General features: G+C 68.5%; 11 protein-coding genes and 1 pseudogene. 4 read left to right on the forward strand and 8 right to left on the reverse strand.

Annotated elements, in window-relative coordinates:
• Positions 1 to 35: 35 nt before the first annotated feature.
• The 3 genes and pseudogenes from QZ332_RS07485 to QZ332_RS07495 form a co-directional block, all read right to left on the reverse strand.
• Positions 36 to 1206 (reverse strand): annotated as a pseudogene (locus QZ332_RS07485) (MalY/PatB family protein).
• 108 nt (positions 1207 to 1314) lie between these two features.
• Positions 1315 to 2289, reverse strand: coding sequence for a glycoside hydrolase family 25 protein (locus QZ332_RS07490; protein ID WP_295764212.1), 975 nt, complete (start codon positions 2287 to 2289; stop codon positions 1315 to 1317).
• Positions 2290 to 2421: 132 nt separating this feature from the next.
• Positions 2422 to 3333 (reverse strand): LysR family transcriptional regulator, encoded by a 912-nt coding sequence (locus QZ332_RS07495; protein WP_295764213.1) that lies wholly within the window; start codon positions 3331 to 3333, stop codon positions 2422 to 2424.
• Positions 3334 to 3450: 117 nt separating this feature from the next.
• Here QZ332_RS07495 and iorA point away from each other — a divergent pair, with 117 nt between their 5' ends.
• Genes iorA through QZ332_RS07515 form a run of 4 tightly spaced genes read left to right on the forward strand, consistent with a single transcriptional unit; the run spans position 3451 to position 8346 of the window.
• Positions 3451 to 5202, forward strand: a complete 1752-nt coding sequence (iorA, locus tag QZ332_RS07500) for an indolepyruvate ferredoxin oxidoreductase subunit alpha (RefSeq protein WP_295764214.1) — start codon at positions 3451 to 3453, stop codon at positions 5200 to 5202.
• A gap of 3 nt (positions 5203 to 5205) precedes the next feature.
• Complete coding sequence (locus tag QZ332_RS07505; protein WP_295764215.1) at positions 5206 to 5781, forward strand: indolepyruvate oxidoreductase subunit beta; 576 nt, start codon at positions 5206 to 5208, stop codon at positions 5779 to 5781.
• Positions 5782 to 5792: 11 nt separating this feature from the next.
• On the forward strand, positions 5793 to 7127 hold the full coding sequence (locus QZ332_RS07510) for an acetyl-CoA hydrolase/transferase family protein (RefSeq protein ID WP_295764216.1): 1335 nt from the start codon (positions 5793 to 5795) through the stop codon (positions 7125 to 7127).
• Positions 7128 to 7161: 34 nt separating this feature from the next.
• Positions 7162 to 8346 carry a pyridoxal phosphate-dependent aminotransferase gene (locus tag QZ332_RS07515; protein WP_295764217.1) on the forward strand — a complete coding sequence of 395 codons (1185 nt, stop codon included), beginning with the start codon at positions 7162 to 7164 and terminating at the stop codon, positions 8344 to 8346.
• 116 nt (positions 8347 to 8462) lie between these two features.
• On the opposite strand, the gene vanT is transcribed toward QZ332_RS07515, so the two are convergent.
• The 5 genes from vanT to vanR form a co-directional block, all read right to left on the reverse strand.
• Entirely contained in the window at positions 8463 to 10520 is a 2058-nt protein-coding gene (gene vanT, locus QZ332_RS07520; protein WP_295764218.1) for a serine racemase VanT catalytic subunit, read from the reverse strand.
• A complete protein-coding gene (locus QZ332_RS07525) occupies positions 10517 to 11260 on the reverse strand; it encodes a M15 family metallopeptidase (RefSeq protein ID WP_295764219.1) in 744 nt (247 codons plus the stop codon). Before QZ332_RS07525 ends, vanT begins: the two co-directional genes overlap by 4 nt.
• Positions 11257 to 12255 carry a D-alanine--D-alanine ligase family protein gene (locus QZ332_RS07530; RefSeq protein WP_295764220.1) on the reverse strand — a complete coding sequence of 333 codons (999 nt, stop codon included), beginning with the start codon at positions 12253 to 12255 and terminating at the stop codon, positions 11257 to 11259. The genes QZ332_RS07525 and QZ332_RS07530 overlap by 4 nt, the downstream gene beginning before the upstream one ends.
• A gap of 288 nt (positions 12256 to 12543) precedes the next feature.
• Positions 12544 to 13638 carry a cell wall metabolism sensor histidine kinase WalK gene (locus tag QZ332_RS07535; RefSeq protein ID WP_295764221.1) on the reverse strand — a complete coding sequence of 365 codons (1095 nt, stop codon included), beginning with the start codon at positions 13636 to 13638 and terminating at the stop codon, positions 12544 to 12546.
• Positions 13631 to 14320, reverse strand: a complete 690-nt coding sequence (vanR, locus tag QZ332_RS07540) for a VanR-ABDEGLN family response regulator transcription factor (RefSeq protein ID WP_295764222.1) — start codon at positions 14318 to 14320, stop codon at positions 13631 to 13633. The genes QZ332_RS07535 and vanR overlap by 8 nt, the downstream gene beginning before the upstream one ends.
• Between the last annotated feature and the right edge of the window lie 132 nt (positions 14321 to 14452).

Here is a 14452-nt window from a genome sequence, read left to right on the forward strand (position 1 = left end):
AGGAGGCGGGCAGTCCTGTTTTGGCGGGCGGGCGCTCAGAGGCCGGCGACGGCGGCCTCCAGCTGTCCCATCGCCTGTCTCAGCACGCTCCGGGGACAGGCGGCGTTGAGGCGCATGAAGCCGCTGAGGCTCCGTCCGAAGGAACGGCCGTCGTTCAGGCCCAGCCCCGCCTTTTGGATCATGAAGCTGCGGAGCGCCCCATCGTCCAGGCCCAGCGCCCGGCAGTCCAGCCACATCAGGTACGTGGCGTCCGGGGCGAAGGTCTTGATCTTCGGGATGCGCTCCCTGCAGTACCCGGCCACGAAGTCGAAGTTCTCGGAGAGGTAGGGGAGCAGCTGGTCCAGCCACTCCTCCCCCTCCCGGAAGGCCGTCTCCATAGCGACGACGGAGAAGGCGTTGTTCCGGTGGATGTCCATGTCCATCCAGAACCGGTCGAAGGTCTCCTTCATATGGACGGTGGGGAACACCACCGCGCTGGCCTGGAGCCCCGCCAGGTTGAAGGTCTTTGTGCCGGAGATGCAGGTGACCACGTTGGCGGCGGCCTGCGGGGAGAGGGAAGCGGCGGGGATGTGCTTTTTCCCGTGGAAGATGAGGTCGGAGTGGATCTCGTCGCTGACCACCAGCACGCGGTGCCGCAGGCACAGCTCCATCATCCGGCGCAGCTCCTCCTCGGTCCAGACGATGCCGAGGGGGTTCTGCGGGCTGCAGAGGAGGAACAGGTCCGCAGAGCGGAGCTTCGCCTCGAAGTCCTCCCAGTCCACCGACCACCGGCCGTCCCGCTCCGCCAGCGGGGACTCGAGGACGTTCCGCCCGGCGGACTCGGTCATGTCGTAGAACTCGCTGTACACGGGGGTCTGGATCAGCACGTTCCCGCCCTGGGGGGTGTAGAGCCGGATCATGGCGCTGAGGGCCTGGACCACGCCCAGGCAGAAGCTCATCCGGGAGACGTCGGCCTCCCAGCCGTTGCGCCGCCGCTGCCAGTCCCGGATGGCCTCGAAATAGCCGGCGGGGCCGGGTCGTGTAGCCCCAGAGGCCCTCCTCCGCCCTGGCCTTCAGAGCGTCGATGATGGGCTGGGCGGTCTTGAAGTCCATGTCCGCGATCCACAGGGGGATCACATCCCGGGTCCCGAACTTCGCCTCCCGCTCGTCATACTTGGCGGAGAGGTTTTTCGCCCGGTCTACGATCTGGTCGAAGTCGTATCGCATCCGTCCTCCTCCTTTCGGTCGAGGGGCCGTCCTCGCCGGGGCGCGGCCCCATGGACGCATCCGGGGGGCCGAGGCCGCCCCGCCGCTTTTTGGGCATATCGTCCCCCATCAAAACGCCAGGTCCAGGTCCACGTCCCCTTGGATGCCGTCCACCCGGCCGGTGTGGGAGTACTGCCAAAGATCGAAGTGATAGTAGAAATCCGGCACGGCGTCATACTCCGCCAGCCACAGCGCATAGTCCGTCAGCTCCCGCAGGTCGTAGCGGAGATAGCCCTGGGTCTGATTGAAATAGACCGCCGCCCGGTAGCCCGCGTCCTCGATCCGCTTGCAGAAGGCGGCGGCACAGCGGGTCATCGTCTCTCCGTCCAAGCCGTCGGTGCGGGCCTCGTCGCCGGGGATGGGCTCCCAGTCGAAGGCCACGGGGAAGCTGAGCGCCTGTCCGTCCAGGACCTCCAGGACATAGTCCGCCTCCTCCTCCGCCTCTTCGGGGGTGACGGCCTGGGAGAAGAAATAGACGCCCGCCTCCAGCCCGGCGTCCAGCGCCCCCCGGAGGTTTTGCTCGAAGGTCTGGTCCAGGAACAGCCCGCCCTCGGTATAGCCCCGGTGGCCCAGCCGGAGGATGGCGAAGTCGATGCCGTCCGCCGCCACCGACGGCCAATCGATGTCTTTTTGGTGCGTGGACACATCGATGCCCGCCTTGGCCCGCCGTCCGTCCGCTTCATAGGTGACCCGCCCCTTCTCGTCCCGGCCGAAGGCGTCCTTGTCATAGGGGGCGAGGGGCATCCCCTCCAGGGGCGTCAGGACCATGTCGCCGAAGCGGAAGGTGACCGGCTCGTCCTCCGGGGGGCCGGACGGCCCCTCCGGTCCCTCATATCCCCGCAGGACGAGGCACAGCGCCGTCCCGGCCACGATCAGCGCCAGGATGGAGATGGCCAGGGAGAGGACCTCCGGTCCGCTCCAGCGGGGCCGCTGCGGGGCGCGGGAGGGCGCCGGCCGCCCATCCTTCGCCGGCGGGGCCTCCCCCCGTGAGCGGCCGGCCAGCTCCCGCTCCCTCAGATCCGCTCCAGACAGGCTGTCATTCATGATCGATCCCTCCATGATCCAACGGTTTCCCCTATTATACCACAAAAAGGACCGTTGTACATGACAAAGTTCGGGACCGCCGTCCGCGCCCGGGGCCCTCCGTGCGTGCGCGGCCCTCCCGGGGACGCCGCCTCACGGGCCGGCCGCCGCTGTGCCGCGGGCATGGCAGACCGCCTGCAGGTATTGCCGGAGCTGGACGATCTCTTTGCGCAGCCGCCCCTGGCCCAGGCAGATGAACTTTATGTACACGCTGGTCTGCGGCCGTATGATGACCGAGGAGACGCCGTAGTAGCTGGCGAAGGACCGGGGGCCGATGGTGACGCCTTTGCCCTTGCGCACCAGGTCCATGATCATGTCGATGCTGTCGGAACGGTATATCCGCTTCAGGGTGATCCCGCTCTTCGCGCACAGCGCTTTCAGGGCCCGGTCCTCCATGGAGCCCGCCAGGGAGGAGATCATCGTGCACCCCTGGAGCTGCGCCAGGGAGATCGAGTCCAGCCGGCTGAGCGGGTCGTCCCAGGACGTCAGGACGCACTGGTCCTCACAGATCAGGTCCTGCATGACCAGGCCGTCCAGGCCCGAGCCGAGCTCCTCCGGCGGCAGGCGGTCCAGGACCAGGTCCAGGGTCCCGTCCTTCAGGGCGGGCAGGAAGTCCCGCCCCGCCTCCGTGACGAAGGCGGCCTCGATATCGGGGTGCAGGTCGAAAAAGTGGACGATCTCCTCGAACAGCCCGCTGGAGTAGACCCGCACGCCCAGCCCGATCCGCAGGCGCTTGGGCGCCGCGTGGGAACGCTCGGCCGCCCAGCCGCACAGCTCCCTCCAGCCCTCCACCACCGGCTGCGCCTTCCGGCAGAACGCCTCGCCCGCCTCCGTCAGATGCACGCCCTGGGGCGTGCGGCTGAACAGCTGGCACCCCAGCTCCTGCTCCAGCCGCTTGATCCGCTGGGAGAGGGTCGGCTGAGACGTGAACAGGCGCTTGGCGGCCTGGGACAGGCTCCCGCAGCGCGCGGCCTCCAGGACGTAGACCGCCTGCATCAGATCCATGGGCTGCACCTCCTCGTTATCCATTTTGCTTATACCCCTATATTAAACGAGTACTTCCTAATTTGCAAGAGTTTTTGTAAAATATCACCAGAAAACAAGAGAAAGGTGGTCTTCGTTTTGAAACATTTGCTCTCCGGGAACGAGGCGATCGCCCGCGGCGCCTACGAAGCCGGTGTCAAGGTCTGCTCCGCTTACCCCGGGACCCCCGGCACCGAGATCTTCGAGGCCCTCCCCCAATATAAGGAGGCCCTTTACTGCGAATGGGCCCCCAATGAGAAGGTCGCCGCGGAAGTGGCCTACGGCGCGGCGGTGGCGGGCGTGCGCAGCCTCTGCGCGATGAAGCATGTGGGCGTCAACGTGGCCGCCGATCCCCTGTTCACCGCCGCTTACAACGGCGTCCTGGGCGGGTTCGTCATGGTGTCCGCCGACGACCCCAGCATGCACTCGTCCCAAAACGAACAGGACAACCGCTATTACGCCAAGGCGGCGAAGGTGGCGCTGGTGGAGCCCTCCGACTCTCAGGAGTGCATCGACTTTTTGAAAGAGGCGTATGAGATCTCCGAGAGGTTCGACATGCCGGTGCTCTTCCGCACCACCACCCGGATCTCCCATTCCAAGAGCCTGGTGACCTTCGGCGAGCGGGAGGAGCGGGAGGCCCCGGCCTACGCCCGGAACGTCCGCAAGAACGTCTGCACCCCCGCCAACGCCTTCCGGAACCATCCCAAGGTGGAGGAGGATCTGGCGAAGCTGGAGGCGTACGGCTGCACGAGCCCCCTGAACAAGATGGAGCTCAGGGGCGGGAAGACCGGCGTGGTCACGGCCTCCATCGCCTATCAGTACGCCAAGGACGCCTTCCCGGAGGACACCTCCTTCCTGAAGCTGGGATTGACGAACCCGCTGCCCATGGACCTGATCCGGGAGTTCGCCTCCAAGGTGGAGGACCTCTATGTGGTGGAGGAGCTGGAGCCGTTCATGGAGGAGCAGATCCGGGCCGCCGGCATCCCCTGCAGGGGGAAGGAGCTCACCGGGAAGCTGTATGAGCTGGATCCCCAGCTCCTGCGGGAGCGCCTGTTCGGCCAGGCCCCGGCCACGGTGGACGTGGGCGTGGAGGCCGTCTCCCGGCCCCCGGCGCTGTGCCCCGGCTGTCCCCACAGAGGCTTCTTCTACACCATGGCGAAGAACAAGGACTTCGTCGTCACCGGGGACATCGGCTGCTATACCCTGGGGGCCTCCGCGCCGCTGGACGCCATGGATACCTGCATCTGCATGGGCGGCGGCTTCTCCCTGGGCATGGGCATGGCGAAGGCGTTCGAGGTCACCGGACAGGGCCAAAAGAAGGTCTTCGGCGTGGTGGGCGACTCCACCTTCTTCCACAGCGGCATGACCGGCGCGGCGGAGATCGTCTACAACAAGGGCCGCGTGATCCCCGTGGTGCTGGACAACTCCATCACCGGCATGACCGGACACCAGGACAACCCCGGCAGCGGCTATACCCTCCAGGGGGACATGGCGGAGGCCATCCGGATCGAGGAGGTCCTGCGGGCCCTGGGCTATCGAAACATCCTCGTCGCCGACCCCCAGGACCTGACCGCCATGCAGGAGGCGGTGGACGCCGCCCTGGCCTCCGAGGGCCCGGCGGCGATCGTCGCCCGCCGTCCCTGCCTGCTGATCAAGCGGATGGAGCACGACACCGGCCTGTGCACGGTGGACACGGACAAGTGCATCGGGTGCAGGAAGTGCCTGAAGGTGGGGTGCCCCGCCGTCATGGTGAAGGATAAGAAGTCCTCCATCGACCCGACCCAGTGTGTGGGCTGTACCGTCTGCGCCCAGGTCTGCCCCGTGGGCGCCATCACGAGGAAGGAGCAGTGAGCCATGGAGAACAAGAGCGTTTTGCTGGTCGGCGTCGGCGGACAGGGGACCATCCTGGCCGCGAAGATCCTGGTGGGCGGCCTGATGCGGGCCGGATACGATGTGAAGATGAGCGAGGTCCACGGCATGAGCCAGCGGGGCGGCTCGGTCTCCACCCAGGTGCACTGGGGGGAGAAGGTCTATTCCCCGGTGATCGGCAAAGGGGCCGCGGACATCGTGGTGGCCTTCGAGAAGATGGAGGCCGTCCGCTATGCCGGGTCCCTGAAGCCGGACGGCGTCGCGGTGATCAATGACTACGAGATGGCCTCCTCCACCATCGCGGCGGGGCTGTGCCGGTATCCGGAGGGGTGCCTGGAGGCGATGCAGTCCCATTTCAAGTGCTTCACGCTGGACGCGGCCAAGATCGCCGCCGGCCTGGGCAGTCCCAAGTGCATGAACGTCGTGCTCTTCGGGGCCATGACGAAGGCCCTGGGGCTGGACGGCATCGACTGGGAGGACGTCATCCGGGCCACCGTGCCGGAGAAGTCCCTGGAGCTGAACCTGAACGCGTACCGCGCCGGCCGGGAGGCCGCGCGCTGAGGAGGTCTGCCATGAACGTATACGAGCAATACCGCGCGAAGCTGAAAACGCCGGAGCAGGCGGTCCGGGTGGTCAAGAGCGGCGACTGGGTGGACTATACCTCCAACGTGTGCTACCCGCCGCTGCTGGACGCCGCCCTGGCGGAGCGCCGGGACGAGCTGGAGGACGTGAAGATCCGGGGGAACCTGCTGTTCGGCCCGATCCAGGTGGTGGAGTGCGACCCGGAGCGGACGCATTTCATCTACAACAGCTGGCACTGCTCCGGCTATGAGCGGAAGCTGTGCGACAAGGGGCTTTGCAACTACATCCCCATGATCTTCCGCAACGTGGTGCCCTACTACCGCCACTTCCTGACGGTGAACGTGGCGATGATGTGCGTGCCCCCCATGGACAAGCACGGCTATTTCAACCTCTCCTGCGCCGCCGGCATCGCCCGGGGCATCCTGGAGAAGGCGGACGTGGTGATCCTGGAGGTCAACGAGCGCCTGCCCTATATCTACGGCGGCTTCGACGAGAGCATCCACATCTCGGAGGTGGACTGTGTGGTGGAGGGCGAGCATCCGCCCCTGCCCCAGTTCCCCATCGCCAAGCCCACGGAGGAGGACGTGAAGATCGCGGACCTGATCGTCCCCTATATCGTGGACGGCGCCACGCTCCAGCTGGGCATCGGCGGGATGCCCAACGTGGTGGGGGCCCGGCTGGCGGAGTCCGACCTGAAGGACCTGGGCATGCACACGGAGCTGTGCGGCGACGCCTATTACGAGCTGGCCCAGGCGGGGAAGCTGACCAACCGGCGGAAATCCTTCCAGCGGCTCAAGGGCGTCACCGGGATCGTGTTCGGCTCCCAGCGCCTGTACGACTGGGTGGACCGGAACCCCGGCGTGGTGGTGGAGCCCCTGGAGTACGTCAACGCCCCGGAGTCCATCGCCCAGCTGGACGACATGATCTCCATCAACAACTGCATCGCCGTGGACCTGTACGGCCAGGTCTGCGCCGAGAGCGCCGGCACGCGGCACATCAGCGGCACCGGCGGCCAGCTGGACTATCTCACCGGCGCGGCCATGGCCCGGGGAGGCAAGGCGTTCATCTGCATGACCTCGTCCTTCGTGGACAAGACCGGCGTCCGCCGCTCCCGCGTCCTGCCGTATTTCAACGGCGACATCGTCACCGATCCCCGGAGCCAGGCGTATTACATCGTCACAGAATATGGTGTGGTCAACCTGGTGGGCTGCACCACCTGGGAGCGGGCGGAGCTGCTGATCTCCATCGCCCACCCGGATTTCCGGGAAGGGCTGATCCGCGCCGCGGAGGAGCAGAAGATCTGGAGACGGTCCAACAAACGCTGAACGATCGCGAGTTTTGAATCAAGGAGGTTCTTTCATGGTATCGGAAACGATGTATGCCCTGGGCTCTAAGCGCTCCTGCATCCGGGATCTGTTCGAGTACGGCTTGAAACGGGCGGCCGTCGTGGGGAAGGAGAACGTCTACGACTTCTCCCTGGGCAATCCCTCCATCCCGGCCCCCGAGGAGGTGGGCCGGGCGGTCTGCTCCATCATCCGGGACGAGGACAGCCTGGCGGTGCACGGCTATACGCCCGCCGCCGGCGCGGCGGAGGCCCGCGCCGCCGTGGCGGAGGACCTGAACCAGCGCTTCGGCGCCGGGGTCGGGCCCCAGGACATCTTCTTCACCTGCGGCGCCGCGCCGGCCTTGATCGCGGCGATCCGCGCCCTGGCGGTGGAGGGGGCCGAGATCGCCGTCCTCGCGCCCTTCTTCCCGGAGTACCGGCCCTTCGTGGAGGCCAACGGCGCCAAGCTGGCGGTGGTCCCCGCGGACACGGAGACCTTCCAGATCCGCATGGACGCGCTGGAGGCCCGCATCACCCCCCACACCCAGGCCGTCATCGTCAACTCGCCCAACAACCCCTCCGGCGTGATCTACACCAGGCAGACCCTGGAGGAGCTGGCCGCGCTCCTGCGGCGCAAGGAGGAGGCGTACGGGCATCCCATCTACATCATCGCCGACGAGCCCTATCGTGAGCTGGTCTACGACGGCGCGGAGGTCCCCTTCATCCCCGCCATCTATCCGGACACCATCATTTGCTATTCCTACTCCAAGTCCCTCTCCCTGCCCGGCGAGCGCATCGGCTATGTGTGCGTGCCCGGCTGCGCGGCGGACCGGGAAGCCCTCTTCGCCGCCGTGGCCGGGGCCGCGCGGACCCTGGGCCATGTCTGCGCGCCGTCCCTGCAGCAGCTGACCGTGGCCCGCTGCGCCGCCGTCCGGCCGGATCTGGAGGCGTATGACCGCAACCGCACCACGCTGTATGAGGCGCTGACCTCTTACGGATATCAGTGCGTGAAGCCCAACGGCGCGTTCTACATGTTCGTCAAGGCGCCGGGCGGCAGCGCACAGGCATTCTCCGACCGGGCCAAGGAGGAGGACCTCCTGGTGGTCCCCGGCGACGACTTCGGCTGTCCGGAGTTCTTCCGCATCAGCACCTGCGTCTCGCATGACATGATCGTGCGCAGTCTGCCGGTGTTCGAGAGGCTCGCGAAGACCGCGAGATAGAGGCGGGAGGCATCCGCTGCGGATGCGGGCGGACACGCGTCCCTTTGCGGGGATGTCCATCGATAACGGCAGCGCGGCCGGGCAGGAGCATCCGCTCCTGCCCGGCCGCGCTGCCGTTACCATACGGGCCGCACCCGCGCCCCCAGCCGGGAGAGCAGTTCGTTGGTGATGGTGCCGCACCGCTCCGCCACCTCCTCCGCCGCGATCGCCTCTCCGCCGTCCCGGCCGATGAGCGTGGCGATGTCCCCGGCTTGGACGTCCGGCAGGCCGGTCACGTCGGCCATGAGCTGGTCCATGCACATCCGCCCCGCCATGGAACAGGACCGCCCGCGAAGCAGGACGCGCCCGCCCCGCTGGGACAGCTCCCGGGGCAGGCCGTCGGCGTAGCCGATGGTGAGCACGGCCAGCCGGGTCTCCCGCTCCGCCCGGAAGGCCAGCCCATAGCCGGCCCGGTCCCCCGGCCGGAGGGTCCGCACGCAGGCCACACGGGCCCGGAGGGACAGGACCGGGCGCAGTCCCGGCCACCGTCTGGCGGCGGCCCCACCGCTTTGGACGCCGTAGAGGACGATCCCGGCCCGGGCATAGGCGCAGGGCTGGGGCGGCAGGTTCAAGAGGCCGTAGCTGGCCTGGATATGGAGCTTCCCGGGGTCGAAGCCCCCTTGGCGCAGACGGTCCGCGGCGGCGTAGAACCGGGCGAGCTGGGCCTGGGTATACGGGTCCTCCTCCGGGTCGTCGCAGACGCAGAGGTGGGAGAAGATCCCGCCGACCTGCAGCTCCCGCCTCCCGTACAGGCGGGACAGGGCCGCGCCGTCCTCCGCCGGGACGCCCAGGCGGCGCATCCCGGTGTCCAGGGCCAGGTGGACGCGGACGGGCAGGCCCATATCGGCCAGCGCGTGGCCGTGGGCCTCGTCCGCCACGGTCTGGGTCAGCCGCCAGCGGCGGAGCAGGGGCACCGCCTCGGGAGGCGTGTAGCCCAGGATCAGGATGGTCCCCCGGACGCCGCCCTTCCGCAGGGCGATCCCCTCCGCCAGACAGGCCGCGGCGAAGGCCCGGACCCCGGCCCGCCGCAGGCACCGGGCGGAGCGGACCGCCCCGTGGCCGTAAGCGTCCGCCTTCAGCACCGCCATCAGCTCACAGCCCTGGGGCAGCAGGGCCCGGAGGGCCTGGGCGTTATGGCGGAGGGCGGAGAGGTCGATCTCCTTCCAGGCGCGGCTTTTGGCCGGGACGGGGAGGGGGCGGAGGGCGTCCAAGACCAGGGCCGCGGCAAAGGTCACGGCCAGCACGGCGGCGAAGTGGCCCAGGCTGTCCTCCACCAGGAGCGGCCGCAGCCCCGCGGCCCTGGCCGCGCCCCGGACGAAGACGATGGAGAGGGGATGGAGCAGGTAGACCAGCATGGACAGCCTCCGGGCCCGCCGGTCCTCGCCCCGGTCCTGCCCCAGGAGGAGGGAGAAGAGGAAGACCATGCACAGCGGCAGGGAGAGGTACATGCTGTCGTGCCTCTGCCAGCCCAGGGAGCGGAGCCGGAAGCCCTCCGCGGACAGCAGGGCGAGGCCGAGGAGGGAGCCGGAGAGGGAGACGCGGGCGCTCCAGCGCTTCCCCGCCGCCCCCAGGAGCAGGAACAGCGGCGCGAAGAAGAGCCCGTTCCGGGTGTGGGTGACGGACCGAAAGAGCCCGCCATAGAAGCCGGCCGCCGCCGGGGAGCGGAGCGCCAGTCCGTACCAGCTGTCGCCGCCCAGCCCGACGAGGTACAGGGCCCCGGCGATCCCCAGCGCCGCGGGCATCCCCAGCCGGGCCAGGCCCCGGGCGATGACCACGCCCAGGATGACGGCGGGGAAGTACCAGAGGTGATAGAACGTCCCGTCCGCCAGCAGCTCCCGCACCCATCCAAGAGGCGTGTATCCGCCGTTATAGAGGACCAGGGGCAGGTAGAGCAGGACCGCGGCGCCATAGACCAGCAGGGCCTTCTTCAGGAAGCGCCCGGTCCGCTCCCACCCGCCCGCCGCCAGGAGATGGCCGCTGAGCATGAAGAAGAAGGGGACGGCCGTCCGGGCGAGACAGCGGCAGAGCCAGAAGTCCGCCGCCTCGCTGTAAGACGCCAGGGGGCCGGTGTGGATGCACACCACCAGGACCGCCGCCAGGAGCCGGGAACGGTCCAGGACCGGCCGGGCGGTCATGCCGGGACCTCCCAGACGGTGAGGATGAAGCCGCCGCCGTTGTCGCCGGAGATCTGGCAGCAGCCCTCCGGCAGCTCCAGCTCCACGGCCTCGCCGGGACAGGGGAGCCAGGACACCTCCACCCGCCGGCCGTTGGAGAGGATCCGGCGCTTGGGCCCGGTCCGCAGGAGATCCCCATACTCCTCCAGGCAGAGGCCGCTCTCCTCCAGCAGGGCCGCGTGGGGCGCGCCCACGTAGCGGAAGTGCCAGGGCTCGGCCCCGATGCCGGTGACGGCCTCCTTCTCCCGGCGGTAGCGCTGGATGAAGCCGTAGTCCGCCGCCAGGCGGCGGAAGGCCCCGCAGGCCCCGCTGTCCGGGAAGTCCGGGCGGATGAAGTCGATGTCCCCGGACCGCTTCCCCAGGTCGACGGCGAGGCCCGTCTGGTGCTCGCTGCAGCCCGGCAGGGCCACATAGCGGCGGGTGAACCCCTCGCCCTCCCTGGCCCAGGTGTCGTCCCAGATGGACTGCTGCTCCGCCCGGCTCCGCCAGCCGGAGACGGGGACGATGTCCCGCTCTCCGCCCGCCGCCCGGATGCAGGCCGCCAGCAGGCCGGCGGCCCGCCGCTCCAGGAGGACGGCGGGATAGCGGCTGTCCGGGACCGTCAGCTCCGGGGCGGGGCCGGGACGCAGGGGATGGGCGGGGTCCACCAGGATGAGCGGCCCCCGGGCGGTCTGCTCCCGCCGGAGCGTCACGGCCCTCATGCCCCCGCCCCCAGTCCCAGCAGGCGGTCCAGCAGGGTGGGGAAGTCCAGGCCGGCGGCCTCCATCATGCTGGGGTAGCGGCTGTGGGCGGTGAAGCCGGGGATGGTGTTCACCTCGTTGAAGACGATCTCCCCCTCCGGCGTCAGGAAAAAATCCACTCTGGCCAGGACGCGGCAGTCCAGCGCGGCGTAGACGGCCTTCGCCGCCGCCTGGATCTGGGCCGCTTTTTCCGGGGGGATCCGGGCGGGGCAGTGGATGGCGGAGGTCTTGAGGCTGTATTTCTCGCCGAAGTCGAAGAAGCCGCCGGCCAGCTCGATCTCGTCCACCGCGCCGGCCGTCAGCTCCGTCTCGCCGGGGATGCCCATCACGGCGCAGCCCACCTCGAAGCCGGGGACGGCCTCCTCCAGCAGGATGCGGCCGTCGTGCCGGGCGGCCAGCTCCGCGGCGGCGGACAATCCCTCCATGCGCTCCACCCGGCTGACACCGAAGGAGGACCCCGCCCGGACGGGCTTGACGAAGAGGGGGAGGCCCAGCGCCTCCGCCGCCTCCGCCAGCTCCGCCTGTCCGGCCCCGGCGGGGAAGACCGCGCTCCTGGGCGCCCGGACCCCCGCCAGGGCCGCCAGCTTGTGGGCCCGGTCCTTGTCCATGCAAAGGGCGCTGGAGAGCGTCCCGCAGCCCACGACGGGCACCCCGGCCAGCTCCAGCAGGCCCTGGACGGTGCCGTCCTCGCCGTTCTTCCCGTGGAGGATGGGGAAGGCGGCGTCGAACGCCAGCGCTTCCCCGCTGCCGTCCAGCAGGAGCAGGGCGGCATGGCCCCGGTCCAGCCGCAGGGTGCAGGGGAGGCCCTGATAGGTCCACCGGCCCGCCCGGGAGATGCGCACCGGCAGGGGGCGGTATCTGCGCCGGTCCAGGTGGTCCAGCACCGCCTGGGCGGACTGGAGGGAGACGTCGTGCTCGCTGGAGCAGCCGCCGGATAAGATCAAGATCGTCTTCATGAAAGATCCGCTCCTCTCTGGTATCGCCGAATGGCTGGAAAACGGCGCTGCCGTTTTTCAGGCGGGCTTTGCCGCCGGCGTGCGGGACACGCCGCATTCGGCTGTGAGATCCGGACCAGGGCCGCCGTGGGCGGCTCGTGACGGCGCAGCGCCGTCACGCCGGGAAAGGGCCGGGGCCCTTCCCCTTTCCCTTGGTCATAGGACCAGTCTACCAGAGGGGAGCGGTTTTTGTTTGAAGGATCTCCTGAAAACTCCTTGCGGATCTCGAACGAAAATCTTGCAGATCTCTTACGGCGCGGGGAGGCGGACGGTGAAGACGGTCACGCCCTCCGCGCTGGCGGCGCCGATGGTCCCGCCGTGGAGCCCGACGATCTCCCGGGCGATGGCCAGCCCCAGGCCCGCGCCGCCGGTGCGGGAGGCGCGGGAGGCGTCCAGGCGGAAGAACTGCTCGAAGATGCGCCCCAGCTTGTCCGGCGGGATGGTGACGCCCCGGTTCGTGAAGGTGAGGACGGCCGCGCCCTCCTCCCGCCGGGCGGCGATCTCCACGGCGGTGCCCGCCTCGCTGTAGTGGCAGGCGTTGCGCAGGAGGTTGTCGAAGACGCGGGCCAGCTTGTCCGGGTCGCAGGGGTAGGGGAGCGCCTCCGGCAGGTCCAGCCGGACGGTGAGCTGCCGTTCCTCCAGCATGGGGGCGAACTCGCTGGCGACCTGCTGGAGCATCCGGCTGAGGTCGCAGGGGCGCTTCTCCAGCTCCATGCGGCTGAGGTTGAAGCGGGTCACGTCGAAGAACTCGTTGATCAGGTCCTCCAGCCGCTCCGCCTTGTCCAGGGCGATCCCGGTGTACCGGGCCCGGAGGGCCGGGGACAGGTCCGGTTCGTCCCGGAGGAGGGACAGGTAGCCGATGACGCTGGTCAGGGGCGTCTTCAGGTCGTGGGCCAGGTAGACGACGAGGTCGTTCTTGCGCTGCTCGGCCTCCTTGGCGGCGTAGGCGTCCCGGAGGGCCCGGGCCTTGGCCAGGTTCAGGTGCTCCTCCAGCTCGCCGAGCTCCGGGGAGAGGAAGATGGGGCCGTCGTCCTCCGGATCTGTCAGGATGTCCGCGGCCTCGGCCAGCTCGTCCAGGAAGTCCAGGGGCTTGCGGATGAAGTAGACGCTGCATCCCAGCCAGGCCAGGGCGACGCTGAGGAGGAAGAGCAGGAGGAGGTATTCCCGGCAGAAGTAGAGGATGTAGGTCAGGACGAAATTGCTGCGCCAGAAGTGGAAGGTCCCGAAGAAAACGGTGGACAGCACCGCCAGGAGCAGGACGATCCCCAGAGAGCTGAGCAGGCTCATGGCATACTGGGACAGCAGCTTCCTGGACGCTCCCCGGGTGTAGTCGTGATCATTCAATGGTATACCCCACCCCCCAGACGGTCTTGATGAACTTGGGCCTGCGGCTGGGCTCGTGCATCTTCTCCCGCAGCCGGGCGATGTGGCTCATGACGGTGTTGTTGCTGTCCATGTACTTCTCCCCCCAGACGGCCTCGAACAGCTCCTCGCTGGGGACCACCCGGCCCTGGCGGGAACAGAGGTGCCAGAGGATGGAGAACTCCAGCGGTGTCAGGGACAGCTCCTCGCCGTAAAGGGAGCACCTGTGGGTCTCCCTGGAGATCAGGAGGCCCCGGATGTCGAACTCCAAGGGCTCGGCCTGGAGGGGCTGGTTATAGCGGGTATAGCGCCGGAGCTGGGTCTTGACCCGGGCGGTGAGCTCCAGGGGGTTGAAGGGCTTGGTGATGTAGTCGTCCGCCCCCAGGGTGAGGCCGGTGATCTTGTCCATGTCCTCCACCCGGGCGGTGAGCATGAGGATGGGGAACAGGTACCGCTCCCGGAGCGTCCGGCAGAGGGTGAAGCCGTCCATGTCCGGGAGCATCACGTCCAGGACCGCCAGGTCCGGCGGGGTGCGCTCCACATAGGCCAGGGCGGGGGCGGCGCTGTTGAATTTGCGGACGGCGAAGCCCTCGTTCTTGAGGTAGAGCTCCACCAGGTCGGCGATGGCCGTCTCGTCGTCGACGACCAGGATCTCAGCGGGCATGGCAGGACCTGCTTTCTGAAAAGGTTTCCTGTATTGTAGCATAAAAGATCCGGCCCGGCAACCGCTTCCTGCGGGAAAGCGGCGGGCCGCGCCAAAAGGCGCGGCCCGGTGAGCGCATCGGCGGGAGGGGAG

Origin of the sequence: uncultured Oscillibacter sp., assembly GCF_910584465.1 — a bacterium.
Lineage (GTDB): Bacteria > Bacillota > Clostridia > Oscillospirales > Oscillospiraceae > Oscillibacter.

Coding starts and splice junctions, on each gene's coding strand:
- QZ332_RS07515 (WP_295764217.1), top strand. CDS start 7,162: ATGGTATCGGAAACGATGTATGCCCTGGGCTCTAAGCGCTCCTGCATC.
- QZ332_RS07510 (WP_295764216.1), top strand. CDS start 5,793: ATGAACGTATACGAGCAATACCGCGCGAAGCTGAAAACGCCGGAGCAG.
- QZ332_RS07505 (WP_295764215.1), top strand. CDS start 5,206: ATGGAGAACAAGAGCGTTTTGCTGGTCGGCGTCGGCGGACAGGGGACC.
- QZ332_RS07490 (WP_295764212.1), bottom strand. CDS start 2,289: ATGAATGACAGCCTGTCTGGAGCGGATCTGAGGGAGCGGGAGCTGGCC.
- QZ332_RS07525 (WP_295764219.1), bottom strand. CDS start 11,260: ATGAGGGCCGTGACGCTCCGGCGGGAGCAGACCGCCCGGGGGCCGCTC.
- QZ332_RS07530 (WP_295764220.1), bottom strand. CDS start 12,255: ATGAAGACGATCTTGATCTTATCCGGCGGCTGCTCCAGCGAGCACGAC.
- vanT (WP_295764218.1), bottom strand. CDS start 10,520: ATGACCGCCCGGCCGGTCCTGGACCGTTCCCGGCTCCTGGCGGCGGTC.
- vanR (WP_295764222.1), bottom strand. CDS start 14,320: ATGCCCGCTGAGATCCTGGTCGTCGACGACGAGACGGCCATCGCCGAC.
- QZ332_RS07495 (WP_295764213.1), bottom strand. CDS start 3,333: ATGGATCTGATGCAGGCGGTCTACGTCCTGGAGGCCGCGCGCTGCGGG.